Source organism: Streptomyces sp. HD, assembly GCF_028369295.1.
Lineage (GTDB): Bacteria > Actinomycetota > Actinomycetes > Streptomycetales > Streptomycetaceae > Streptomyces.
In genome coordinates, this window is the sequence record NZ_JAQMYP010000018.1 from 139,638 (window position 1) to 161,528 (window position 21,891).

The window sequence follows — 21,891 nt, forward strand, 5'->3', positions numbered from 1 at the left end:
GTACGGCCCTGGCGAGACCCGGGGGCGGTGCCCGAAGGTGGCAGGGCGGCCCCAGCGGGTACCCATGAGCGGATCCCGCCGGGCGTGGGTGAGTCGTCGAGTGGACGGCTGAGCCGTCGAGTGGAGGTGAGGTGACCGATGCGTCCGCCCCGCATCCCTGCTGACCGGTCCCGCGACGCGCTCGCCCCCGTCCTGCGCGACATGGGCGCCGTCGTCTTCGACACCGACGGGGTGATCACCGACTCGGCCCGGCTGCACGCGGCCGCCTGGAAGACGGCCTTCGACGCCTGGCTGCTCGCCCACCCGCCCGAGGATCCCGACCGGCGCCGTCCCTTCGACGCACGCGACGACTATCTGCGCCACGTCGACGGCAAGTCCCGCCTCGACGGAGCCAAGGCCTTCCTCGCCTCCCGCGGCATCGAGACGTCCGCCGAGACGGTACGGGCCGTCGCCGCGGACAAGGAGCGTCTCTTCACGCAGCGGCTGCGCGAGCAGGGCGTGGACGCCTACCCGGGGACGGTACGGCTGGTGAAGGCGCTGCGCGCGGCGGGCGTGCCCCGGGCCGCGGCCTCCGCATCCAGGCATGCCGGGGAGCTGCTGAGCCGGGCCGGGGTGCTGGACCTCTTCGACGCCCTGGTGGACGGCGGCGAGGCGGCCCGGCTGGGCCTCGCGGGCAAGCCGGCGCCGGACCTGTTCCTGGAGGCGGTCCGCAGGCTCGGTGTCCCCGCCGACCGGGCCGCCGTCGTCGAGGACGCCCTGGCCGGCGTGGAGGCGGGCCGGCGTGGCGGGTTCGCCTTGGTGGTCGGCGTGGACCGGGCCGCCGGCACGGACACGGGGACGCGGCTGCTGCGGCACGGCGCCGACCTCGTCGTACGTGACCTCGGAGAACTCTGCGCGGGAGGAGCGCCCAAGTGACCGACGACCGCAGCCCGGGGGGTGAGGCGACGGGCTGGAGCTGGGAGTACGAGGGCTACGCTCCCGCCGACGAACGCCTCCGGGAGTCGCTGTGCACGCTGGGCAACGGCTACTTCGCCACCCGGGGCGCGCTTCCCGAATGCGCCGCCGACGAGGTCCACTACCCGGGCACCTATGTGGCCGGCATCTACAACCGGCTCACCTCCAAGGTGTCGGGCCGCCATGTGGAGAACGAGGACATGGTCAATGTCCCCAACTGGCTGCCCCTGCGCTTCCGCCTTCCCGGCGGGCGCTGGATCGTCCCCGACTCCACGCCTGTGCTCGCCCACCGGCAACTGCTGCGACTGTCCGTCGGGCTGCTGGAGCGCAGGACGCGGTACGACCTCGGCGGCGGCCGGGTTCTGACGGTACGCCAGCTTCGATTGGTGCATATGGCCGACCCCCATCTGGCCGCGCTGCGCACCGAGTTCACCGTCGAGGGGTTCTCCGGCCCTCTTGAGGTGGAGGCGGCCCTGGACGGCTCGGTCACCAACTCCGGGGTGCCGCGTTACCGGGATCTCGACGGCCGTCATCTGACCCATGTGCACACCGGCACCGCCGCCCCGGACACGGTCTGGCTGCGCTGCCGCACCCGCACCTCCGACACCCGGATCGGGATCGCGGCCCGGCTCACCGCCGACGCACCCCTCACCACCCGCCACGAATCGCCGTACGCCATCCAGCGGCTGACGCTCGACATGGTGCCCGGCCACACCGTCACGGTCGACAAGACAGTGGCCCTGCACACCTCCCGCGACCCGGCCATCAGCGACCCGCTGCACGCGGCCGTCGACCGGGTCGGCCGGGCCCCCGGCTTCGACGCGCTGGTCGGGTCGCACCGCAGCGCCTGGGGACAGCTCTGGCGCCGCGCCGAACTCGACGTGCCCGGCGAGTCGGGCCGCATCCTGCGGCTGCACCTCTTCCACGTGCTGCAGACCCTCTCACCGCACACCGCCGACCTCGACGTGGGCGTGCCCGCCCGGGGACTGCACGGCGAGGCCTACCGAGGCCATGTCTTCTGGGACGAGCTGTTCGTCCTGCCCTTCCTCAACCTGCACTTCCCGGAGGTCTCCCGCGCCCTGCTCCACTACCGGCACCGACGCCTCGAACAGGCCCGCACCAGCGCCGCGGCAGCCGGCCGGCAGGGCGCGATGTACCCCTGGCAGAGCGGCAGCGACGGACGTGAGGAGACCCAGCAGCTCCATCTCAACCCGCGCTCGGGACGCTGGCTGCCCGACCACTCCCGGCTCCAGCACCACGTCGGCTCCGCGATCGCGTACAACGTGTGGCAGTACTGCGAGGCCAGCGGCGACATGGAGTTCCTGCACACCAAGGGCGCCGAGATGCTGTTGCAGATCGCCCGCTTCTGGGCGGGCAAGGCCGTCTACGACGACGGCATGGGCCGCCACCGGATCAAGGGCGTCGTCGGCCCCGACGAATACCACGAGGCGTACCCCGACGCCGAGAATCCCGGCCTGGACGACAACGCGTACACCAACGTCACCGCTGCCTGGGTGCTCGCCCGCGCCCTGGAGCTGATCGCCGACCTGCCCGAGCCGCGCCGCCGCGAGCTCGTCGAACGCACCGGCCTGGACGGGGGCGAGCTGGAGCGGTGGGAGGACGTCTCGCGCACGCTGCACGTCCCCTTCCACGACGACGTCATCAGCCAGTTCGCGGGCTACGGCGACCTCGCCGAGCTCGACTGGCACGGCTACCGCGGCCGGTACGGCGACATCCGGCGCCTCGACCGGATCCTGGAGGCGGAGGGCGACACCGTCAACCGCTACCAGGCCTCCAAACAGGCCGACGTGCTGATGCTCGGCTATCTCTTCGCACCGGCCGAACTGGGGGGCCTGTTCCACCGGTTGGGCTACCGGATGGACGAGGACGTGTGGCGGCGCACCGTCGACTACTACATGCACCGCACCAGCCACGGCTCCACCCTCAGCGGCCTGGTGCACGGCTGGGTGCTGGCCCGCTGCCGGCGCTCGGAGGCCTGGAAGTTCTGCCAGGAGGCCCTCCAGGGCGACATCGCCGACGTGCAGGGCGGCACCACCGGTGAGGGCATCCACCTGGGTGCCATGGCCGGCACCCTCGACCTCGTCCAGCGCGGGCTGACCGGTCTGGAGACCCGGGGCGGCGCCCTGCGGCTGGACCCCGTGCCGCTGCCCGAGCTGTCCTCGTACGGGTTCGCCCTGCGCTACCAGGGCAACTGGGGCGTCCGGCTGCGCCTGGAACGCGGACTGCTGGAGATCGCGGTCCCGTCCCACGACGTCTCACCGATCGACGTACGGCTGCCGGGCCGCGAGGTGTCGCTCCAGCCGGGGGAGACGGGACGACTGGTCCTGCCCGAGTGACCCGGCCCTGTGCAGGACGCAGCCACCGGGGAGAGGCTGGAAGTCACGGCGCACAGGGCGGACGGCACAGGGAACAGGTGGCGGAAGCCCGCGGATCCCGCACGGAAGGGGGAGCGCGATGAACGGCCCGGTTGTCGTGGGGGTGGACGGTTCGCCGTCGAGCCTGGCGGCCGTGGAGGTCGCGGCGCGCGAGGCAGGGCTGCGGGGCGTGGCTCTGCGGCTGGTGCACGCCTTCGGGCTGCCCGCCGCGCACATCCCGTCCGGCGGGCGGCCCTGGGAGCCGAGCGGCGCCGGGCTGCGCGAGCTGATCGACGGCACGCTCCTCAAGGCGGAGCGGCGCGCTCACGACACGGCCCCCGGCGTCGAGATCCTGCGCGAGGTCGTCGTCGGCGACCCGGTGACGGTCCTGGAGATCGAGTCGCGCTCCGCGTCCCTGGCGGTGGTCGGCAGCCGTGGCCTGAGCCGGTTCGGCGCGCTGCTGCTCGGTTCCACCGCCGGTCATCTGGCCGCCCATGCCGCCTGCCCGGTGCTGGTGGTGCGCCGCAGGCCCGACCCGGCCGGGCCGGTGCTCCTCGCCGTGGACGGTTCGCCCGCCGCGCGCGGAGCGGTCGAGTTCGCCTTCGCCCACGCCGCCCTGCACGGTGCGCGACTGGTGGCGCTGCACGCCTGGAGCACCCGGACCGAGCGCGCCTACGAGGCTCCCGCCGACCCGCCCTTCGTGACGTACGACGAGAGCCGGCTGCAGGACGAGGAGGAGCGGGTGCTCGCCGAGGCGCTGGGCGGGCTGCGCGACCGGTATCCCGACGTCGCGGTGGACCGCATGCTGGTGCGCGGCAGGGTCCGGCACTCCCTCATCGAGGCCAGTGCCGGTGCCGGGCTCGTGGTGGTCGGGGCGCGCGGGCGGGGCGGCTTCGCCGGGCTGCTCCTGGGCTCGGTCAGCCAGGCGGTGCTGCATCACGCGCAGTGCCCGGTGGCCGTGGTCCGGACCGGGCAGGCGTGAACCTCAGAGGTCCGCCGTGTGGTCGGGGACGTAGTTCTGCAGATCGCGCGGCGGGCGCCGGTAGCCGGTCGACTCGGGACGTTCCGGCAGGTCCAGGACGGGTGGGGGCACGTCCTGGTAGGGCACGGAACTCAGCAGGTGGGCGATCATGTTCAGCCGGGCCCGGCGCTTGTCGTCGCTCTCCACGACGTACCAGGGCGCCTCGGTGATGTCGGTGTGCACCATCATCTCGTCCTTGGCCCGGGAGTAGTCCTCCCAGCGGGTGACGGACTCCAGGTCCATCGGGGACAGCTTCCAGCGGCGCAGCGGGTCCTCAAGGCGGCGCCGGAAGCGTTCCTGCTGCTCCTCGTCGCTCACCGAGAACCAGTACTTGCGCAGCAGGACCCCGTCCTCCACCAGCATCCGCTCGAAGATGGGGCACTGGCGAAGGAAGAGCTGGTACTCCTCCTTGCTGCAGAAGCCCATGACGTGCTCGACACCGGCCCGGTTGTACCAGCTGCGGTCGAACAGCACGATCTCCCCGGCGGCCGGCAGATGTTCGACATACCGCTGGAAGTACCACTGGGTGCGCTCGCGCTCGGTGGGCTTGGGCAGCGCCGCGATCCGCGCCACCCGGGGGTTGAGGTGCTCCGTGACGCGCTTGATGGTGCCGCCCTTGCCGGCCGCGTCCCGCCCCTCGAAGATCACGACCAGACGGGCACCCTCGGCCCGCACCCACTCCTGGAGCCGCACCAACTCCGTCTGCAGACGCAGCAGTTCCTTCTCGTACGTCCTGCGCGGCAGCTTCTCCGCCTTGTTGCCGGTCATGCCGCCTCCCACAAGCCGCGCCCGAACACCGGACTTGCACCGTACTGACGCACCGTACTGACCCGGGCCGGGCGGTGCACCCCGGCGCGGACCGCAGCCGGTGACGGCCGTCTCGGGCAGGTCGCCGGACCTCGCGTGGAGCTTCGCCGACGGCGGCTGAGGCGCTCGGGTGAATACCCCGGGGCGGAGGACTGCCGGCATCGCCGTCGGGGTACCCAGCGGCGCATGGCGGTGGACAGCAGGACCGGGCCCGCACGTGCCGCGCCGCCCCGGTCGCGTGGGCGGCTCGGCCGGGCGTTGGTGCGGTGGGCGACGACGACCGACCACAAGGTGATCGGCAACCTCTATCTGACGACCGCCTTCGGTTTCTTCCTCCTCGGCGGGGTCCTCGCGCTGCTGATGCGGGCCGAACTCGCCCGCCCCGAAATGCAGTTCTTCAGCAACGACCAGTACAACCAGCTGTTCACCGTGCACGGCACGGTCATGATGCTGCTGTTCGCGACCCCGCTGTTCGCCGGGTTCGCCAACGCCGTCATGCCGCTGCAGATCGGCGCCCCGGACGTGGCGTTCCCCCGGCTGAACGCCCTGTCGTACTGGCTGTACCTCTTCGGCGGCATGGTGGTCGTGTCCGGCTTCGTCGTGCCCGGGGGCGCCGCGAGCTTCGGCTGGTTCGCCTATGCGCCCCTCAACAGCGCGGTGCGCAGCCCCGGCGTGGGCGGCGACCTGTGGACCATGGGCCTGGTGGTGACCGGTGTGTCCACCACCCTCGGCGCGGTCAACTTCATCACCACGATCCTGTGTCTGCGCGCCCCCGGCATGACCATGTTCCGGATGCCGATCTTCACCTGGAACGTGCTGTTCACCTCGGTCCTGATCCTGCCCGCATTCCCCGTGCTCACCGCCGCCCTGCTGGCCCTGGAGGCGGACCGCCGGTTCGGGGCGCACATCTACGACGCGGCGAGCGGCGGAGCACTGCTGTGGCAGCACCTGTTCTGGTTCTTCGGGCATCCCGAGGTGTACATCGTCGCGCTGCCGTTCTTCGGCATCGTCTCCGAGATCATCCCGGTCTTCAGCCGCAAACCGATCTTCGGCTACGTCAGTCTCATCGGCGCCACCATCGCCATCACCATGTTGTCCGCGGTGGTGTGGGCCCACCACATGTTCGCCACCGGGGCGGTGTTGCTGCCGTTCTTCTCCCTGATGTCGTTCCTCATCGCGGTGCCGACCGGGGTGAAGTTCTTCAACTGGATCGGCACGATGATCCGGGGTTCCCTGTCCTTCGAGACACCCATGCTGTGGTCCTGCGGGTTCCTGGTGACGTTCCTGCTGGGCGGCATGAGCGGCGTCATCATCGCCTCCCCGCCGCTGGACTTCCCCCTCACCGACTCGTACTTCATCGTCGCCCACCTGCACTACGTGCTGTTCGGCACCGTCGTCTTCGCGATGTTCGGCGGCTTCTACTTCTGGTGGCCCAAACTCACCGGCAGACTGCTCGACGAACGCCTCGGCAAAATCCATTTCTGGACCCTCTTCGTCGGCTTCCAGACCACGTTCCTGGTCCAGCACTGGCTCGGTGAACGGGGGATGCCCCGCCGCTACGCCGACTACCTCACCACGGACGGCTTCACGCTCCTGAACACCGTCAGCTCGATCGGCGCGTTCCTGCTCGGCCTGTCCACCCTGCCGTTCCTCTACAACGTGTGGCGCACCGCCCACCGAGGACGGCGGGCGACCGGCAACGACCCCTGGGGATACGGCCGCTCCCTCGAATGGACCACCTCCTGCCCGCCCCCGCGCCACAACTTCACGGCGCTGCCCCGGATCCGCTCCGAGTCCCCGGCGTTCGACCTGCACCACCCGGACATCGCCAAGGAGGGCTGATGCGGACCGAATCCCGGCTGTTCATCGGCGTCGCCGTGTTCTTCCTGGTCACCGCCGTCGGCTACGGCTACAGCTCCGAGGAACCCACCGGCACCGCCGTACTGGTCATCGCCTTCCTGATGGCCGCGCTCGTCGCGTTCTTCCTGCACATGCAGTACCGAAGGCGCGGCCCGCGCGCCCAGGACCGTGAGGACGCCGAGGTCGCCGACACCGCGGGCCCGCTCGACTTCTTCCCGCCGCACAGCCCCTGGCCGATCACGATCGCCGCGGGATCCGTCCTGGCGGCCCTCGGCGTCGTCTTCGGCCTGTGGCTCTTCCTGCTCGGCCTCGGGGTGCTCGGACACGGGGTGTTCGGCATGGTATTCCAGTACGCGGACCGGGACGGTCAGGGGGACCGGCACGGTCACGCGGGCCGGGACGCTTAGCCGGCCGGGGCGGGCTCAGCGTTCCAGCTCGCCGGCGGACGGTTCCCGTTCCTCCTCGACGCGATACCCGTAGCCCCTCAGCACGTACCGTCGTTCCTCGTCGACCGGCTCGTGGCCACCCTCGAACCCGCCCGCGAGGGTCTGCCGCACCTGGCCGGTCTCCTCGCCCCGCGTCAGCCGCTTCTGGTCCGCCTCCTGCAACGCCCCGCAGACACGCCTCGTCACCATGAACGCGAGCGGCGGCAGTACCAGGAACGCGATCCGGAACACCCAGGTCAGCGCGTTCACCGAGATCGCGAAGGTGTCGGCGATGATGTCGTTGCCGCCCGCCATGAGCAGAACGCCGTAGCAGCTGAGCGCCGCGACCCCGAGTCCCGTGCGCACGGGGTGGTCACGGGGCCGGTCGCACAGATGGCGCTCCGCCCGGGTGCCGGTCACCCGGCGCTCGACGAACGGGTACGCGTACAGCACCGCGAACAGGATTCCCGGCAGCACGACCGCGGGCAGCAGCACGTTCCACATCACGGTGTGCCCGGCCACCGTCGTCTCCCAGGGCGGCACCAGACGCAGCGAGCCCTCCAGGAAGCCGACGTACCAGTCCGGCTGCGAACCCGTCGACACGATGTCCGCGCGGTAGGGGCCGTACGCCCAGATGGGGTTGATCTGCGCCACCCCCGACAGCAGCGTCAGGACGCCGAAGACCATGAAGAACAGACCGCCCGACGCGGCTGTGAAATGCGGAAACATCGGCTTGCCCACCGCGTTGCGCTGCGAGCGGCCGCGGCCCGCCCACTGGGTGTGCTTCAGGTGGAACACGAGGATCAGATGCACGGTGACCAGCGCGAGCAGCAGCCCGGGGATCAGCAGGATGTGCAGGCTGTACAGCCGGGGGATCAGTTCCTCACCGGGGAACTCGCCGCCGAAGGCGAACATGCTCACATACGTCCCCACCAGCGGGATCGACAGCATGATGCCCTGGGCGATCCGCAGGCCCGTTCCCGACAGCAGGTCGTCCGGCAGCGAGTAGCCGGCGAATCCCTCCGCCAGCGCCAGCAGGAACAGGGTCACCCCGATCAGCCAGTTGACCTCGCGGGGCCGGCGGAACGCGCCCGTGAAGAAGACCCGCAGCAGATGCAGCCCGATCGCGGCCAGGAACACCAGGGCCGCCCAGTGGTGCAGTTGACGCACCAGCAGACCGCCGCGCACATCGAAGCCGATATGCAGCGTCGACTCGTACGCGGCTGACATGCGCACGCCGTCGAGCGGGGTGTACGAGCCGTGGTAGACGACCTCGGTCATCGACGGGTGGAAGAACAGCGTCAGCCAGACACCGGTCAGCAGCAGCACGACGAAGCTGTAGAGGGCGATCTCGCCCAGCAGGAAGGACCAGTGATCGGGGAATGCCTTCCGCAGGAGCCCGCCGCCGTCGTACAGCGGGAGCCGCCCGTCGACGTAGTCGGCGGCGCCTTCGGTCGCGCGTCGGGCCCGAGCGCCTGCCCGGGCCCTTGTCCTCCTCCACAGCACGGATCACGAGTGCCCTCGCGCCCGTCCCGGGAAACGGAGGGTCACGCACGATCACCCTTCGGTTTCCCCCGCTGGTCGGGGGTACCGTGCGGCGGCGGACCGAAGGGCTGCGGCGAGGTCGCGGGGGACACCGGGGAACCCGCCCGGCGGACGCCGCTCTCGGGGCGCAGCGCGCCGGGGTCACCGGACGTCGGTTCGGCCCCGGCCTGGAGCTGCTCCAGCCGGGTGGCCAGCACCTCGGTCACCGGAAGCCGGTCGGCGTGCGCCTGCTCGTACACCAGCAGGTCCTCCACCTCACGGGAGGTCAGCGACCGGATACGGCTCTCCAGCCCGCCCATAGGCAGGTGGTCGTAGTCGGGCAGCGGCAGGGTGTCTCGGGCGTGGTCGGCCATGGTTCTCACTTCTCTCGAACGACGGGCTCGGCACATGGGACGCGTGTACGGGCGGTCTCGGCAGTACCGGCGGGGGCCTCGGCAGTACCGGCGGCACGGTGGCCTCGGCAGTCCCGCGGGTCCGGTGGCCGTGGCCGCGGACCGGGCCGGAGGCATCACGTACCGCCTGGGCCGCCGCTGCCGAACGCCCCGCTGTCGCCGTCGCCCCAGCGCCGCCGGTGCTTCGACGGGCTGGGCCGGGAGGGGATGTTGCCGTGAGCGGGCAGCTCGTGCGGGGTGACCCGGTGGTCGCTCTTGGGCATCTCGGCGGGCTCCCGGTGCTCTCGCACCTCGCGGACCGGGCCCCCGGCGGGCGGGCTGGGCTGCTCCTCGGGGCGGGGCGGGCGCGGTTCCCGGCGCCTGATGCGGATGCCCAGGACGAAGGCGCCGACGAGCAGCGCCACGACGGCCACACCCGCGACGAACAGTCCGATGGCGAGCGCGCCCCGTGCTGCGGCGATGTCCATCCAAGCGGTATCCATGGCTCGCGAGTACCCGTGGCACCATGCGTGAACCCGCCCACCGGGATCGGCCGGAACGCCCGGGAACACGGGGTTTGGCGCCCCGGGCCGCGGCTACCCGCCCCGTGTGACATCGACGACATCCCATAAACAGCCCGTTCAGTTCCTGGAGGACCGCTTCGCGTGCGCGCAGGCCTGTACCGAGTGCGCCCGTGCCTGTGCCCTGCGCGCGAGCCTGTGGGATCCGGACGGCGGTGAGGAGCAGGAAGTCCTGCGGCGCAAGGGCATCTTGTGCGCCGAGGTCTGCGACGCGACCTGCCGCGTGCTGGGCGAGCAGAACCAGCTGGACGAGACCGCCATCCGCGTCCAGCTGGAGTGGACCCGGGCGGTGTGTCTGGAGTGCGCCCACGTCTTCGACCGGCACCCGGACGCCGAGAAGGCCGCGCAGGCGTGCCGCGACTGCGCACGGGCCTGCACGGATTTCATGGGCACACTCGGCTGAGGGGCGCCCGGCGCCTGTCGCGGTCGTGGACCGCTTCCTCTCCTTGCCATTCCCAATTTCTGAAACACGTTCTACGGTGTGCGCCGTCAGGACCGGCCTTGGGGAGCCTGGAGGCGCCGTGGATCTCGAATACACACCCGAGCAGCAGCGGCTGCGCAGCGAACTGCGCGACTACTTCGCCCAGTTGAAGCCGGACCTCGACCGCACCGGCTTCACCGACCCGGCCGCCCAGAAGCGCCACTACCGCCGCACCATCCGGCGGCTCGGCGGCGACGGCTGGCTAGGCGTGGGCTGGCCCAAGGAGTACGGCGGCCGCGGCCTGACCGCCATGGAACAGTTCATCTTCTTCGACGAGGCCGCCCAGGCCGGCGTACCGCTGCCCCTGATGGCGCTCAACACCGTCGGCCCGACGATCATGCAGTACGGCACGGACGAGCAGAAGGCGTACTTCCTGCCGAAGATCCTCTCCGGCGAGATCGACTTCGCCATCGGCTACAGCGAGCCCGACGCGGGCACCGACCTGGCCTCACTCAGGACACGCGCCGTACGCGACGGCGACGACTACGTCGTCAACGGCCAGAAGATCTGGACCACCAACGGCGACACCGCCGACTGGGTGTGGCTGGCCACCCGCACCGACCCGGACGCCCCGCCCCACAAGGGCATCACCATGCTGCTCGTCCCGACCACCGACCCCGGCTACTCCTGCACCCTCATCAACACCCTCGCCTCGCACGACACCACGGCCAGCTACTACGAGAACGTCCGCGTCCCCGTCTCCCGCCGCGTCGGCGCCGAGAACCAGGGCTGGCGGCTGATCACCAACCAGCTCAACCATGAGCGTGTCACCCTCGCCGCCCACGGCACCATGGCCATCCGTGCCCTGCACGATGTCCAGCGCTGGGCCATGGAGACCAAGCTCGCCGACGGCCGCCGGGTCATCGACCTGCCCTGGGTGCGCCGCCGCCTCGCGCAGACCCACACCAGGCTCGACGCCCTCAAACTCCTCAACTGGCAGATGGTCGGCGCCGTCCAGAACGGCACGCTGACCCCGCAGGACGCCTCCGCCGTCAAGGTGTACGGCTCCGAGGTCCGCCGGGACGCCTACGCCTGGCTGATGGAGATCGTCGCCGCGCCGGGGGCGCTGAAGGAGGGCTCGGCGGGGGCGGTGCTGCACGGCGAACTGGAGCGCGGCTACCGCTCGGCCGTCATCTTCACCTTCGGCGGCGGCAACAACGAGATCCAGCGGGAGATCATCTCGTGGATCGGGCTGGGGATGCCGAGGGTGCGGCGCTAGCCAGGCGCGGATCCTGGCCCCGATACGACACTCCGGCTCCCGCTGTTTCACACGCCAGTCCCACCGATGCCGCCCTCCGTCGCCGCCGAGGTGCGGGAACTCGCTCGTGCCGCCCGTGTCACCACGGCCGCGGTATGGACCGCGGCCGTAGCACTCATGGCGCAGGAACGCTGTGCCGGCCACGAGGAGGTCGTGTGCAGGCTCACCTGCGCGAACCGGTACACGGAGGCGGACGCGAGCACCGTCGACTACCGGGCACAGCCGGTCTTCGTCCCGCTCTCGCTCCCGATGGACCAGCCCGCGTCGCAGGCTCTGCGGCAGGTCTATCGTTCGAGTCTCCTCGCGCACGCGCACGGCTGGTACGACGCCCTGCACGTCGTCGAGCAGCTCAACAGGCCGTCGAGGGGAGCCTGGTTCCTGCCCACCGTGGAGCTCAACTTCCTTCAGGGCACGCGTGGTTCGCAGGTCGTCGGATCCACCGTGAATCCCTACTCCTTCAATCCGTCGAGCGCCAAGGCCGACCTGGTTGTCGGCGTGGACGACCGCACCGTCTCGGTGACGCTGCGGGGCGCCGGTACCGCCGCTCTCGCAACGGAACTCCTGGAGCGCGTCACGCAGTGGCCGAGCCTCTTGGCCCGCGGCGATGCCCGTCCGCTGGCCGAGCTCGTCCGTCAGCAGGAGCTGCCCGACTGCTCGCTCGTGCATGGTCGCGGGGGCACAGTGGACCGCGCCTCCCTACAGGCCCTCTTTTGTGGGGCGCTGGGGCACGGCGACCGGTACGACATGGAAATTGATCGGGCGGGCCACATTGTTGTGCACTCCCCGAGACCGCTGAGCTCCGACGACGCGCTTCGGCTCTGGTGCCGGCAGGCGCTGGTGCCGAACTCGGTCCTCCCCGATCGCTGGATCACGCGCGGAGTCACGGTGGAGCCCCGAACCCTCGCGGAGGCCTGCCTGCGCGGAGCAGAGCGACAGTTTGAGCCGGCTGCACGGCCCGCCTGAAGCCTCTGTCGATTCCGTCGCGGCCACCGACGGGTTCTCAGCGTGCGTCTCCTTGCGCGTCTGCGGAAGGGACAGGCGCCGTCTCGTCGGGCGTCGACGGTCGTGCGTGGCGGAAGAGCGCCAGAAGGGTGAAGTCGTAGGCGATCCTCAAGCCGCCGGCGATGAGGAAGGGCAGTCCGCTCCAGGCGAGCTGGGACAGGGCGGTGGCGGCCAGGGGCGCAACCGGCCGTGCGGCGTAGCGAGCGGTATTGGTGTAGGCCGCGGCGGCGGTGCGTTCGCCGGGCGCGACCATGGTGACGACGTATGCCTGGCGGGCGGGGACGTCCATCTGGGAGAGCGCGGAGCGAGCGAGCAGCAGGGCCACCGCGACGGGGAGTGTGGGGGCGAAGGGGAGCGCGGCGAGGAGCAGGTTCGAGGGCAGGTGGGAGAACACCATGGTGTTGAGCAGCCCGATGCGCTCGCCGAGCTTTACCGCCAGGACACTGGACGCGGCCTGCAGCAGCCCGGCGGCGAAGAAGACGGCACCCATCAGCTCCGGGGTCGCGTCGTAGCGGCGGACGAACCAGTACACCAGGAACGACTGGACGACGAAGCCACCGGCGAACGCGTCGACGGCGAAGAGGGCACAGAGCCGTCGCACCGTGCTGCGGGAGCCGGCCAGTCGCCCTCGGGACCGATGTGCGGCCGGTGGTTCGACGGAGTCGCCGAGCCGAAGGGCAACGAGCACGGCGAGGAACGCCGAGACGGACAGGGTGAGCAGCCATCGCTGGTCGGCGGGGACGTCCGGCCAGAGGCCGCGCAGGACGGCGGGGCCGCCGGCGAACAGCGCGCCGACTGATCCGGTGAGGTAGGCGATGGCGTTGTACCGGCCGAACACCTGGGCTCGGGCCGCGGCAGGCGCGCTTGCGATCATGGCCTGTTCCAAAGTGGTGATCGGCCCGGATTCGTTGGGGTCGGTGGACAGCGTGCCGGTGAACGCGGCGAGAAGGAGCAGCGGGATGCTCTCGGTGAGAGCGAATACCGCGGCGGAGATGCCCATGGCGATCAGGAGCGCGAGATAACAGCGCCGCCGACCGAGGCGGTCCGCGTACCGGCCCGCCAACGGGGAGAAGCAGGCCATGCCCGCGAGCATGGCGGCGAAGACGGCGCCCACCTGCGTGGCGGACAGCCCGCCTGCCGCGAGTGCGGTCCCCAGGAGCACGCTGCTGAAGCCGTAGCCGAATGCGCGCAGGCCCTGCACTGCGAGGACCAGGCGCAAGTCCCGCTCGGCGTCGCCGGTGTCCGGCACCTCAGGAGTTCAGCATCCTGTCGCTGTCTTTCGACGCCTGGTCACCGTGAAGCCTGTCAGTGAGCCAGCCCGCCGAGAGCAGAACGAGCAGGCCGATGAATCCGGCCGTCATGAATACGGTGAGCAGCATGGCTCCATCGTCGAATCGACCGAGGTCCGGCGCCAGTGGCAGGAGTGCCGATCTCCGATAGATTGTCGTCATGCACCGGGTGGCAGTTCTCGTCTTTGACGGGATCCACAGCTTCGACCTGTCGATGCCGCTGCAAGTGTTCAGCACCGCTCACTCGCTGGACAAGGAACGGGGCGAGGTGTTCGGCTCTCGCCTCTACGATGTGCGGGTGTGTGGTGACGGCCGAAACCTGGCTGTCACCGGTGTCGGTGACGTCGAGATGTACCAGTACACCCCGCGGTACCCGCTGGTCGGCGCGGTCGACGCGGACACCATCGTCGTCATCGGCGTCGCTCGACGCCAGGAACCACCGGCCGAGGCACTCAATCTGCTGCGCGAGGCACACCGGCGGGGTGTCAGGATCGCCGCGGTCAGCTCCGGAGGCACGAGGGTACTGGCGGCCACCGGGCTGCTGGACGGCCGACGGGCCGCCACCCACTGGTCGCGACGGCATGTCCTCGCCGGGCGTTACCCACAGGTGCGGGTCGACACCGACGTGATCTTCATCGATCACGGTGACGTGCTCACCTCTGCGGGCGGCGCCAGCGGCATCGACATGTGCCTGCACATGGTCCGCCAGGACTTCGGATCCGCGGTCGCCGCCGACGTCGCCCGTCACCTGGTCGTGGCGCCCGAGCGTGACGGAGGTCAGGCGCCCTGCACCGAGCATCCGGAGCCCGGCGACGGCCACGGATCCCTCGGGCCGGTGATGCAGTGGCTACGGCAACGGCTGGGAGAGCCCGTGACCTTGGCCGACATCGCATCGCATGCGGGGACGAGCCCGCGCACACTGAACCGGAGATTCAGGGCGCAGACCGGTACCACGCCGCTTCAGTGGTTGGTGTTCCAACGGCTGTGCCACGCCCAGGAGTTGCTCGAAACCACCGATCTGTCCGTCGAGGTGATCTCCCGGCACTGCGGGTTCGGCACCCCGGTGACGATGCGCCAGCACTTCGCGAGGCATCTGAGGACCTCACCGACGACATACCGGCGTACTTTCCGCACCCGACACGCACTTGACTGAACGTCACCTACTCCATGACGTTCCGTCCGGCGCGGAGTCGGTGGAGCAAGCGCTGGATATATGACTTGAGCAGCTGGTTGGCAGACATGCAGGTCGGGGAATCTCATAGGTGACATGAACATACGCAGAGGTGACCCCGGGCTCTTCGGCCCCTCCTCCGTGACCTGGCAGATGCACGGGGACCCCATGATGTGGGTCGCCGGAGTCCGCGCGCTCTACTTCCAGGCCCTGCACCCACGTGCCGTACGCGGCGTCATGCAGAACTCCGACTTCCGCCAGGACGCCTGGGGGCGACTGCTGCGCACCGCCAACTTTGTCGGGACGATCTCGTACGGCACCACCGAAGCCGCCGAGAAGGCCGGCGCCCGGGTGCGGAAGATCCACAGCATGCTGGGCGCCACCGACCCGGACACCGGGGAGCGCTACGGCGTCGACGAGCCCGCGCTGCTGTTGTGGGTGCACTGCGCCGAGATCGACTCCTACCTCCAGGTCGCGCGCCGCTCCGGGTTCCGCCTCACCGACGCGCAGGCCGACCGCTACATCGCCGAACAGCGGGTCAGCGCCCGTCTGGTGGGCCTCGACCCCGACGCCGTACCGGCGAACCGGCAGGAGATGGCGGAGTACTTCGAGAAGGTGCGGCCCGAGCTCGCCTGCGGCCCCGGGGCACGCGCGGTGGACGACTTCCTCCTCCGACCGCCTACGCATCCCCTGCTCGTACCGGCGCGCGAGGTGCTGTGGCGGCGCGTGGCGCATCTGGCGTACGCCGCACTGCCGCCGTACGCCCACGAGCTGTACGGCAGACCGGCCCCGAAACCCGCCACCGTCACCCGTCAGTTGCGTGCCACGGGCACCCTGCTGCGCTGTGTTCCCGCACGTCTGCGCTGGCAACTCCCGCCCAAACACATCCTGCGCGCCATGGCGCGACTCGGCCCGGGCTCGCGCCGGGCACCGTACAAACTCGGACGATAGCTCGCCATACTGGACGGGCCGGGGGAAGGTGGGGCGGACCGTGACGGGGGGCGATCGCGGGAGATGGGGCAGAGCAGGCTGATCCAGGGCCGGTACCGGCTGCTCGATCTGATCGGGCGCGGCGGTATGGGTGAGGTGTGGCGTGCGCGCGACGAGTCGCTGGGCCGGCATGTCGCCGTGAAGTGCCTCAAACCGCTGGGACCGGACCACGACCACTCCTTCACGCGGGTCCTGCGGGAACGGTTTCGCCGCGAGGCCCGGGTGGCCGCGGCGCTCCAGCACCGCGGGGTGACCGTCGTCCACGACTTCGGCGAGTCCGACGGCATCCTGTTCCTGGTCATGGAGCTGCTGGACGGCCGCAACCTCAGTCAGCTCCTTGAGGACAACAAGCACCACCCGCTGCCCGTCCCGGACGTCGTCGAGATCGCCGACCAGGTCGCCGCCGCCCTCGCCTACACCCACCAGCAGGGCATCGTGCACCGTGACCTGAAGCCCGCGAACATCATGCGGCTGCCCGACGGCACGGTGAAGATCTGTGACTTCGGCATAGCGCGCCTCGGCCACGACATCGGCTTCACCTCCCGGCTGACCGGCACCGGCATCGCGATGGGAACTCCGCACTACATGTCGCCGGAGCAGATCGGCGGCGAGGAGGTGGACCAGCGCAGCGACCTGTACTCGCTGGGGTGCGTGCTGTACGAGATCGCCACCGGCGTACCACCGTTCGACCTCGACGACCCCTGGGCGATCCTCGTCGGCCACCGTGACACCCCGCCCCGGCCGCCGCGCACCCACCGCGCCGAGCTGCCCGACTACTTCGAGCGGATCATCCTCGACCTGCTGGCCAAACGCCCCGAGGAACGCCCGCACGACGGGCGCGAGTTGGGCCGCCGGATCGGCCTGGGCCGTACGACACCGACGTATGTGCCGACCGTGGTGACTCCGCAGCCGGTGCTGCGGCCCCCGGAGCCCGTGGCCCGCGAAACCCGCCTGCCGTCCTGGACCCGCGGCATGACCACCGGCCACAAGGCCACCGGCGCCGGACTGCGCACCACACCCCCCGACGCCGCGGCCGGCCTCACCGGCGAGTGGATCCCGCGCCCGCCCACCGGCCGCCCCGAGGAGACCGCCGTACCGGACGAACCGGCCGCCCCGTCCGCGGCCGCGCTCGCCGCGCTCGCCGGGCGGCACAACGCCGGGCTCAGCCTCGGCCGCCTCGGCCGCTGGACGGAGGCCGGCGAGGTGCACCGGGCCGTCGCCGCCGAGCGCGAGCACCTCCTCGGCCCCGACCACCCCGACAGCCTCGCCAGCCGCTACGAGGTCGCCTTCACCCTCAGCCGGACCGGCCGCGCCGCGGACGCACTGCGCGAGTACAAGCACGTCGCCCGCGCCCGCAGCCTCGCCCTTGGCCCCGACCATCCCGACACGCTCGCCGCCCGCCAGGAAATGGCGTACGTGCTGGGCCAGTTGGGGCGCCACTTCGACGCGCACCAGGTCTACACATCGGTGCTGATCGCCCGCGAGCGCGCCATGGGCGCCGATCACCCGGACACCTTGCGCTGCCGCCACAACCTCGCCTTCAACCTCAGCCGACTCGGCCGCCTTGAGGACTCGTACCGCATGGCCGTCGAGGTCGCCGCCGCCCGCGCCCGAGTCCTCGGCCCGAACCACCCCGACACTCTGGTCACCCGCTACGAAGTCGCTTATGCGCTCGGTCAGTTGGGCCGCTGGGCACAGGCCCTGCAGACCTACCGCGAGGTCGCCGAGGCCCGCGCCCAGGCTCTCGGCCCCGACCACCCCGACACCCTCGCCGCCCGCTACGAGGTCGGCATCAGCCTCGGCCGCCTCGGCCGCAGCGCGGAGGCGCTCCAGCTCTACCGCGACCTCATCGACGACCGCACCCGCGTCCACGGCCCCGCCCACCCCGAGACCCTACGCGCCCGCCACGGCCTCGGCGTCAACCTCGGCCGCCTCGGCCGCTGGGAGGAGGCCCTCGCCGAGTCCCGCGACGTGTGCGCGATCCGCGAGCGCGTGCTGGGCCCCGAACACCCGGACACCCTGGTCAGCCGACGCGAGGTCGCCGTGAGCCTCGGCTGGCTGGGCCGCTGGCCGGACGCGCTCACCGAGTACCGCAGGGTGGCCGCCGCCCGTGAACGCGTCCTCGGGGCCGACCACCTCGACACCCTCGCCAGCCGCAACGACGAGGCCCACTGCCTGGAACAGCTCGGGCGGGGCGCGGAAGCCGTCGAGCTGTACCGGAGGGTGGCGGTGCTGCGACAGCAGCGGGCCTCCGGCGGCGCGTGAGAGCGGCGCCGGGCGGGCGGCAGGTCCGTGACTCCCGCGCGCCACCTCTGGCCGACCTAGATCATCACGTGTTACGAAGAACCATGGCTGCCAACGAGGGACACCCGCGACACCGTACGTACGACGCCGTCATCGTCGGCGGGGGCCACAACGGCCTGGTCGCCGCCGCCTACCTGGCCCGGGCCGGCCGGTCCGTTCTGGTCCTGGAGCGGCTGGACCACACCGGCGGCGCCGCCGTGTCCACACGCCCGTTCGCCGGGGTCGACGCCCGTCTCTCCCGCTACTCCTACCTGGTCAGCCTGCTGCCGAAGAAGATCGTGCGGGACCTGGGCCTGGACTTCCGAGTCCGCACCCGCAACGTCTCCTCGTACACGCCCGTCGAACGCGACGGACTCCCCACCGGCCTCCTCGTGGGCGGCGGCGAACGGCGCACCCGCGAGGCGTTCGCCCGGCTGACCGGCGCGGAGCGCGAGTACGCCGCCTGGCAGCGCTTCTACGGCATGACCGGCGAGATCGCGCGGAAGGTGTTCCCGACGCTCACCGAACCCCTGCCGAGCCGCGACGAGCTGCGCCGCCGGGTGGACGACGAGGAGGCCTGGCGGACCCTCTTCGAGGAACCTATCGGCGTCGCGATCGAGGACCGCTTCGCCGACGACCTGGTCCGGGGCGTGGTCCTCACCGACGCCCTCATCGGCACCTTCGCCGACGCCCACGACCCGTCGCTGAAGCAGAACCGCTGCTTCCTCTACCACGTGATCGGCGGCGGCACCGGCGACTGGGACGTCCCCGTCGGCGGCATGGGCGCCCTCACCGACGCCCTGGCCACGACGGCCCGCGCGGCGGGCGCGGACATCGTCACCGGCCACGAGGCGGTCCGCGTCGACACGGACGGCCGTACGGCCGAGGTCACCTACCGCACGGCGGACGGCGAGGGCGTCGCCGCCGCCCGCCACGTCCTGGTCAACGCCTCCCCACAGGCCCTGGCCGCCCTCACCGGGGACACACCCCCGGCCTCCGCCGAAGGTGCCCAGCTCAAGGTGAACATGCTGCTCAAGCGGCTGCCCCGGCTGCGCGACAGCTCCGTCGACCCCCGCGAGGCGTTCTCCGGCACCTTCCACGTCGCCGAGGGCTACGACCAACTGGCCGCCGCCCACGCCCAGGCCGCCGCCGGGGAGCTCCCCGCCGCTCCGCCCTCCGAGATCTACTGCCACTCGCTGACCGACCCGACGATCCTCGGCCCCGCCCTCGTCGAACAGGGCTACCAGACCCTCACCCTGTTCGGTCTGCACACCCCGGCCGCGCTCTTCGAACGTGACAACGACGCCGTACGCGAGGAACTCCTCAAGTCCACGCTCGCCCAGCTCGACGCCCACCTGGCCGAGCCGATCACGGACTGCCTGGCGACCGACGCCGAGGGTCGCCCCTGCATCGAGGCCAAGACCCCGCTCGACCTGGAGCACGACCTGCGCCTGCCCGGCGGCAACATCTTCCACCGCGAACTGACCTGGCCGTACGCCCAGGAGGACACCGGGCGTTGGGGCGTGGAGACGCGGCACGCGAACGTGCTGCTGTGCGGGGCGGGCGCGGTGCGTGGGGGCGGGGTGAGCGGGGTGCCGGGGCACAATGCGGCGATGGCGGTGCTGGAGCGGTCCGGCGACTGACGGGACCTGCGCACGGCGGGCGGTCAGTCCGCCGAGGCGGTCCAGCCGCTCGCGGTTATCCGGGCCGCGTCCGCCGGCCGGGCCTCGTCGAAGAGGACGCCGGCCGCCGCCTCGACGCGCAGACCGTCGACGTACGCGCCACGGCCCACGAACAGCCGGTCCGTCGCGTACCGCCAGCGCAGCACCAGCCGCCGGTGCACGGGCAGCCGGGCCGTGAGCCGGTGCCAGACGCGGCCCGACCAGCCGGTGACCGTGCCGGCCGGGTGGTCCTGCGGAGGCTCGCCGTGACGGGTCGTCGTGAAGGGCAGCGGCTGCCAGGTGGCGCCCCCGTCGGCAGTCGTCTCCAGGGTGAGGACGTCCGGGCCCGGCTCGGTGTCCCACCACAGGGCGCAGCACAGCAGTGCGTCGCCGGACGACGAGTCGAGTGCGGGGAGGGCGAGGGTGGCTGTGGTGGCGGTCGCCATTCCGGAGAACCATGCCCTACGACCGTGCCGTGGCCGTACCGGAACGGCCCGCGCCAGGTGGTCGGCGGCGGCCACGCGGGGCGCGGAACCGGAGCGCCAACTGCGCACCGGGTGGACGGAGTTGCCGAGCACGACGAGGAAGGAGTCGGTCGTCGGATCGAGGACCAGCGAGGTGCCGGTGAAGCCGGTGTGTCCCGCGGTGCGCGGGGTCGCCATCGCGCCCATGTACCAGTGCTGGTAGAGCTCGAAGCCGAGGCCGTGCTCGTCGCCCGGGAACGCGGTGTTGAAGTCGGTGAACATCAACTCCACCGACTCCGGCTCCAGGATGCGCGCGCGGCCGTAGGCGCCGCCGTTCAGCAGCGTGCGGCCCAGGACCGCGAGGTCCCAGGCGTTCGAGAACACGCCCGCGTGGCCCGCGATCCCGCCGAGAGCGAAGGCGTTCTCGTCGTGCACCTCGCCCCACACGAGCCCACGCTCCAGGCCGGACCAGGGCTTCCGGGCGTCCTCGGTGGCCGCGATCCTCGGCTTCCAGTCGGCGGGCGGGTTGTAGCGGGTGCGGCGCATGCCGAGCGGGGCGGTGATCTCGTCGTGCAGGAGGGCGTCGAGCGTCCGGCCGGTGATCCTCTCCAGGACCAGCTGCAGGGAGATCAGGTTCAGGTCCGAGTAGAGGTACTTGGTGCCCGGCGGGTTGAGGGGCGCCTCGTTCCAGATGAGCTCCAGCCGCGCCTCGTGCGTCGGCGCGCCGTACAGCGGGATCCAGGCGCGGAACCCCGAGGTGTGGGTGAGCAGCTGACGGATCGTGATGTCCTGCTTGCCCGCACGGCCGAAGTCCGGGAGGTAGGAGGCGACCGTCGCCTCCAGCCCGAGAGCGCCCCGCTCCATCTGCTGCACGGCGAGGACCGAGGTGAACAGCTTGGACACCGAGGCCAGATCGAACACGGTGTCCTCGGCCATGGGGATCTGCTGATCGGCGGGTAACTCGACGCCGGTGTCGGTCTTCTCGTCGTAGGCCCGGTAGCGCACCGCCGTCCCGATGGGCTGGTGCAGGGCCACCGTGCCGCCGCGCCCGGCGAGCAGTACGGCCCCCGCGTACCAGGGGTGTTTGGGGGAGGGGCCCAGGAACGCCTCGGCGTCGGTGACCAGTTGGCGGAGGTGGGCGGGCAGCAGGCCTGCGCGCTCGGGGGAGCCGTGGCGCAGAGTGTGATGGCCGGAGGGGGAGGCGGCGGCCGGTCCCGCGGGGAGCGAGGCCAGGGTCAGTGCTCCGCCCAGGGCCATGGCGCCCCTGCCGAGTTGACGTCGTGTCAGTCCGCTTCTCGTCGGCGCTCTGCCCGCCACGTCGTCGGTCACCGGGAAGTCCCTTCGTCGATTCGA

At 71.3% G+C, this 21,891-nt stretch carries 19 protein-coding genes; 12 read left to right on the forward strand and 7 right to left on the reverse strand.

Annotated features, from left to right (window positions below):
• Positions 1 to 138 precede the first annotated feature (138 nt).
• From POF73_RS19405 to POF73_RS19415, 3 genes are all read left to right on the forward strand, one after another.
• Positions 139 to 915: an HAD family hydrolase gene (locus tag POF73_RS19405; protein WP_272116973.1), complete on the forward strand. Its 777-nt coding sequence runs from the start codon at positions 139 to 141 to the stop codon at positions 913 to 915.
• Complete coding sequence (locus POF73_RS19410; RefSeq protein ID WP_272116976.1) at positions 912 to 3,311, forward strand: glycoside hydrolase family 65 protein; 2,400 nt, start codon at positions 912 to 914, stop codon at positions 3,309 to 3,311. Before POF73_RS19405 ends, POF73_RS19410 begins: the two co-directional genes overlap by 4 nt.
• Before the next feature lie 118 nt (positions 3,312 to 3,429).
• On the forward strand, positions 3,430 to 4,311 hold the full coding sequence (locus tag POF73_RS19415) for a universal stress protein (protein ID WP_272116978.1): 882 nt from the start codon (positions 3,430 to 3,432) through the stop codon (positions 4,309 to 4,311).
• Between the two features lie 3 nt (positions 4,312 to 4,314).
• Here the strand turns inward: POF73_RS19415 and ppk2 are convergent, their stop codons facing one another.
• Positions 4,315 to 5,118, reverse strand: coding sequence for a polyphosphate kinase 2 (gene ppk2 / locus POF73_RS19420; protein ID WP_272116980.1), 804 nt, complete (start codon positions 5,116 to 5,118; stop codon positions 4,315 to 4,317).
• 225 nt (positions 5,119 to 5,343) lie between these two features.
• On the opposite strand from ppk2, the gene ctaD reads away from it, so the two are divergent.
• Together ctaD and ctaF are read left to right on the forward strand one after the other, a co-directional pair.
• Positions 5,344 to 6,999 carry an aa3-type cytochrome oxidase subunit I gene (gene ctaD / locus POF73_RS19425; RefSeq protein ID WP_272116982.1) on the forward strand — a complete coding sequence of 552 codons (1,656 nt, stop codon included), beginning with the start codon at positions 5,344 to 5,346 and terminating at the stop codon, positions 6,997 to 6,999.
• Complete coding sequence (gene ctaF / locus POF73_RS19430; protein ID WP_272116984.1) at positions 6,999 to 7,424, forward strand: aa3-type cytochrome oxidase subunit IV; 426 nt, start codon at positions 6,999 to 7,001, stop codon at positions 7,422 to 7,424. Before ctaD ends, ctaF begins: the two co-directional genes overlap by 1 nt.
• 15 nt (positions 7,425 to 7,439) lie before the next feature.
• On the opposite strand, the gene qcrB is transcribed toward ctaF, so the two are convergent.
• The 3 genes from qcrB to POF73_RS19445 form a co-directional block, all read right to left on the reverse strand.
• On the reverse strand, positions 7,440 to 8,948 hold the full coding sequence (qcrB, locus tag POF73_RS19435; RefSeq protein WP_272116987.1) for a cytochrome bc1 complex cytochrome b subunit: 1,509 nt from the start codon (positions 8,946 to 8,948) through the stop codon (positions 7,440 to 7,442).
• A gap of 41 nt (positions 8,949 to 8,989) precedes the next feature.
• Positions 8,990 to 9,340, reverse strand: a complete 351-nt coding sequence (locus tag POF73_RS19440) for a hypothetical protein (protein ID WP_272116989.1) — start codon at positions 9,338 to 9,340, stop codon at positions 8,990 to 8,992.
• Between the two features lie 155 nt (positions 9,341 to 9,495).
• Positions 9,496 to 9,861 carry a DUF6479 family protein gene (locus POF73_RS19445; RefSeq protein WP_272116992.1) on the reverse strand — a complete coding sequence of 122 codons (366 nt, stop codon included), beginning with the start codon at positions 9,859 to 9,861 and terminating at the stop codon, positions 9,496 to 9,498.
• A 106-nt stretch (positions 9,862 to 9,967) separates the two neighbouring features.
• On the opposite strand from POF73_RS19445, the gene POF73_RS19450 reads away from it, so the two are divergent.
• The 3 genes from POF73_RS19450 to POF73_RS19460 all read left to right on the forward strand — a co-directional run bounded on the left by POF73_RS19450 (position 9,968) and on the right by POF73_RS19460 (position 12,641).
• Entirely contained in the window at positions 9,968 to 10,342 is a 375-nt protein-coding gene (locus tag POF73_RS19450) for a ferredoxin (RefSeq protein WP_272116995.1), read from the forward strand.
• A gap of 118 nt (positions 10,343 to 10,460) precedes the next feature.
• Positions 10,461 to 11,639: an acyl-CoA dehydrogenase family protein gene (locus tag POF73_RS19455; RefSeq protein ID WP_272116997.1), complete on the forward strand. Its 1,179-nt coding sequence runs from the start codon at positions 10,461 to 10,463 to the stop codon at positions 11,637 to 11,639.
• A 66-nt stretch (positions 11,640 to 11,705) separates the two neighbouring features.
• A complete protein-coding gene (locus POF73_RS19460) occupies positions 11,706 to 12,641 on the forward strand; it encodes a hypothetical protein (RefSeq protein WP_272116999.1) in 936 nt (311 codons plus the stop codon).
• A 37-nt stretch (positions 12,642 to 12,678) separates the two neighbouring features.
• Here the strand turns inward: POF73_RS19460 and POF73_RS19465 are convergent, their stop codons facing one another.
• Both POF73_RS19465 and POF73_RS19470 read right to left on the reverse strand, forming a co-directional pair.
• Positions 12,679 to 13,929 (reverse strand): MFS transporter, encoded by a 1,251-nt coding sequence (locus POF73_RS19465; protein ID WP_272117001.1) that lies wholly within the window; start codon positions 13,927 to 13,929, stop codon positions 12,679 to 12,681.
• A gap of 1 nt (position 13,930) precedes the next feature.
• Complete coding sequence (locus POF73_RS19470; protein ID WP_272117003.1) at positions 13,931 to 14,059, reverse strand: hypothetical protein; 129 nt, start codon at positions 14,057 to 14,059, stop codon at positions 13,931 to 13,933.
• Between the two features lie 70 nt (positions 14,060 to 14,129).
• Between POF73_RS19470 and POF73_RS19475 the strand changes: the two genes are divergently transcribed.
• The 4 genes from POF73_RS19475 to POF73_RS19490 all read left to right on the forward strand — a co-directional run bounded on the left by POF73_RS19475 (position 14,130) and on the right by POF73_RS19490 (position 20,056).
• On the forward strand, positions 14,130 to 15,122 hold the full coding sequence (locus POF73_RS19475; protein WP_272117005.1) for a GlxA family transcriptional regulator: 993 nt from the start codon (positions 14,130 to 14,132) through the stop codon (positions 15,120 to 15,122).
• Positions 15,123 to 15,236: 114 nt separating this feature from the next.
• Positions 15,237 to 16,091, forward strand: coding sequence for an oxygenase MpaB family protein (locus POF73_RS19480; protein WP_272117007.1), 855 nt, complete (start codon positions 15,237 to 15,239; stop codon positions 16,089 to 16,091).
• A 63-nt stretch (positions 16,092 to 16,154) separates the two neighbouring features.
• A complete protein-coding gene (locus POF73_RS19485) occupies positions 16,155 to 18,395 on the forward strand; it encodes a serine/threonine-protein kinase (protein ID WP_272117009.1) in 2,241 nt (746 codons plus the stop codon).
• 83 nt (positions 18,396 to 18,478) lie between these two features.
• Complete coding sequence (locus POF73_RS19490; RefSeq protein ID WP_272117011.1) at positions 18,479 to 20,056, forward strand: phytoene desaturase family protein; 1,578 nt, start codon at positions 18,479 to 18,481, stop codon at positions 20,054 to 20,056.
• 23 nt (positions 20,057 to 20,079) lie between these two features.
• Here POF73_RS19490 and POF73_RS19495 read toward each other — a convergent pair whose 3' ends face one another.
• Entirely contained in the window at positions 20,080 to 21,795 is a 1,716-nt protein-coding gene (locus POF73_RS19495; RefSeq protein ID WP_272117034.1) for a serine hydrolase, read from the reverse strand.
• Positions 21,796 to 21,891 lie beyond the last annotated feature (96 nt).

What these genes read in the sequence shown, in the direction of transcription:
- POF73_RS19460 (WP_272116999.1), top strand. Translation starts at nt 11,706, where the DNA reads ATGCCGCCCTCCGTCGCCGCCGAGGTGCGGGAACTCGCTCGTGCCGCC.
- POF73_RS19440 (WP_272116989.1), bottom strand. Translation starts at nt 9,340, where the DNA reads ATGGCCGACCACGCCCGAGACACCCTGCCGCTGCCCGACTACGACCAC.
- POF73_RS19415 (WP_272116978.1), top strand. Translation starts at nt 3,430, where the DNA reads ATGAACGGCCCGGTTGTCGTGGGGGTGGACGGTTCGCCGTCGAGCCTG.
- POF73_RS19495 (WP_272117034.1), bottom strand. Translation starts at nt 21,795, where the DNA reads ATGGCCCTGGGCGGAGCACTGACCCTGGCCTCGCTCCCCGCGGGACCG.
- POF73_RS19485 (WP_272117009.1), top strand. Translation starts at nt 16,155, where the DNA reads ATGGGGCAGAGCAGGCTGATCCAGGGCCGGTACCGGCTGCTCGATCTG.
- POF73_RS19445 (WP_272116992.1), bottom strand. Translation starts at nt 9,861, where the DNA reads ATGGATACCGCTTGGATGGACATCGCCGCAGCACGGGGCGCGCTCGCC.
- POF73_RS19490 (WP_272117011.1), top strand. Translation starts at nt 18,479, where the DNA reads ATGGCTGCCAACGAGGGACACCCGCGACACCGTACGTACGACGCCGTC.
- POF73_RS19475 (WP_272117005.1), top strand. Translation starts at nt 14,130, where the DNA reads ATGCACCGGGTGGCAGTTCTCGTCTTTGACGGGATCCACAGCTTCGAC.
- POF73_RS19470 (WP_272117003.1), bottom strand. Translation starts at nt 14,059, where the DNA reads ATGCTGCTCACCGTATTCATGACGGCCGGATTCATCGGCCTGCTCGTT.
- ctaD (WP_272116982.1), top strand. Translation starts at nt 5,344, where the DNA reads ATGGCGGTGGACAGCAGGACCGGGCCCGCACGTGCCGCGCCGCCCCGG.
- POF73_RS19405 (WP_272116973.1), top strand. Translation starts at nt 139, where the DNA reads ATGCGTCCGCCCCGCATCCCTGCTGACCGGTCCCGCGACGCGCTCGCC.
- ctaF (WP_272116984.1), top strand. Translation starts at nt 6,999, where the DNA reads ATGCGGACCGAATCCCGGCTGTTCATCGGCGTCGCCGTGTTCTTCCTG.
- POF73_RS19480 (WP_272117007.1), top strand. Translation starts at nt 15,237, where the DNA reads ATGAACATACGCAGAGGTGACCCCGGGCTCTTCGGCCCCTCCTCCGTG.
- ppk2 (WP_272116980.1), bottom strand. Translation starts at nt 5,118, where the DNA reads ATGACCGGCAACAAGGCGGAGAAGCTGCCGCGCAGGACGTACGAGAAG.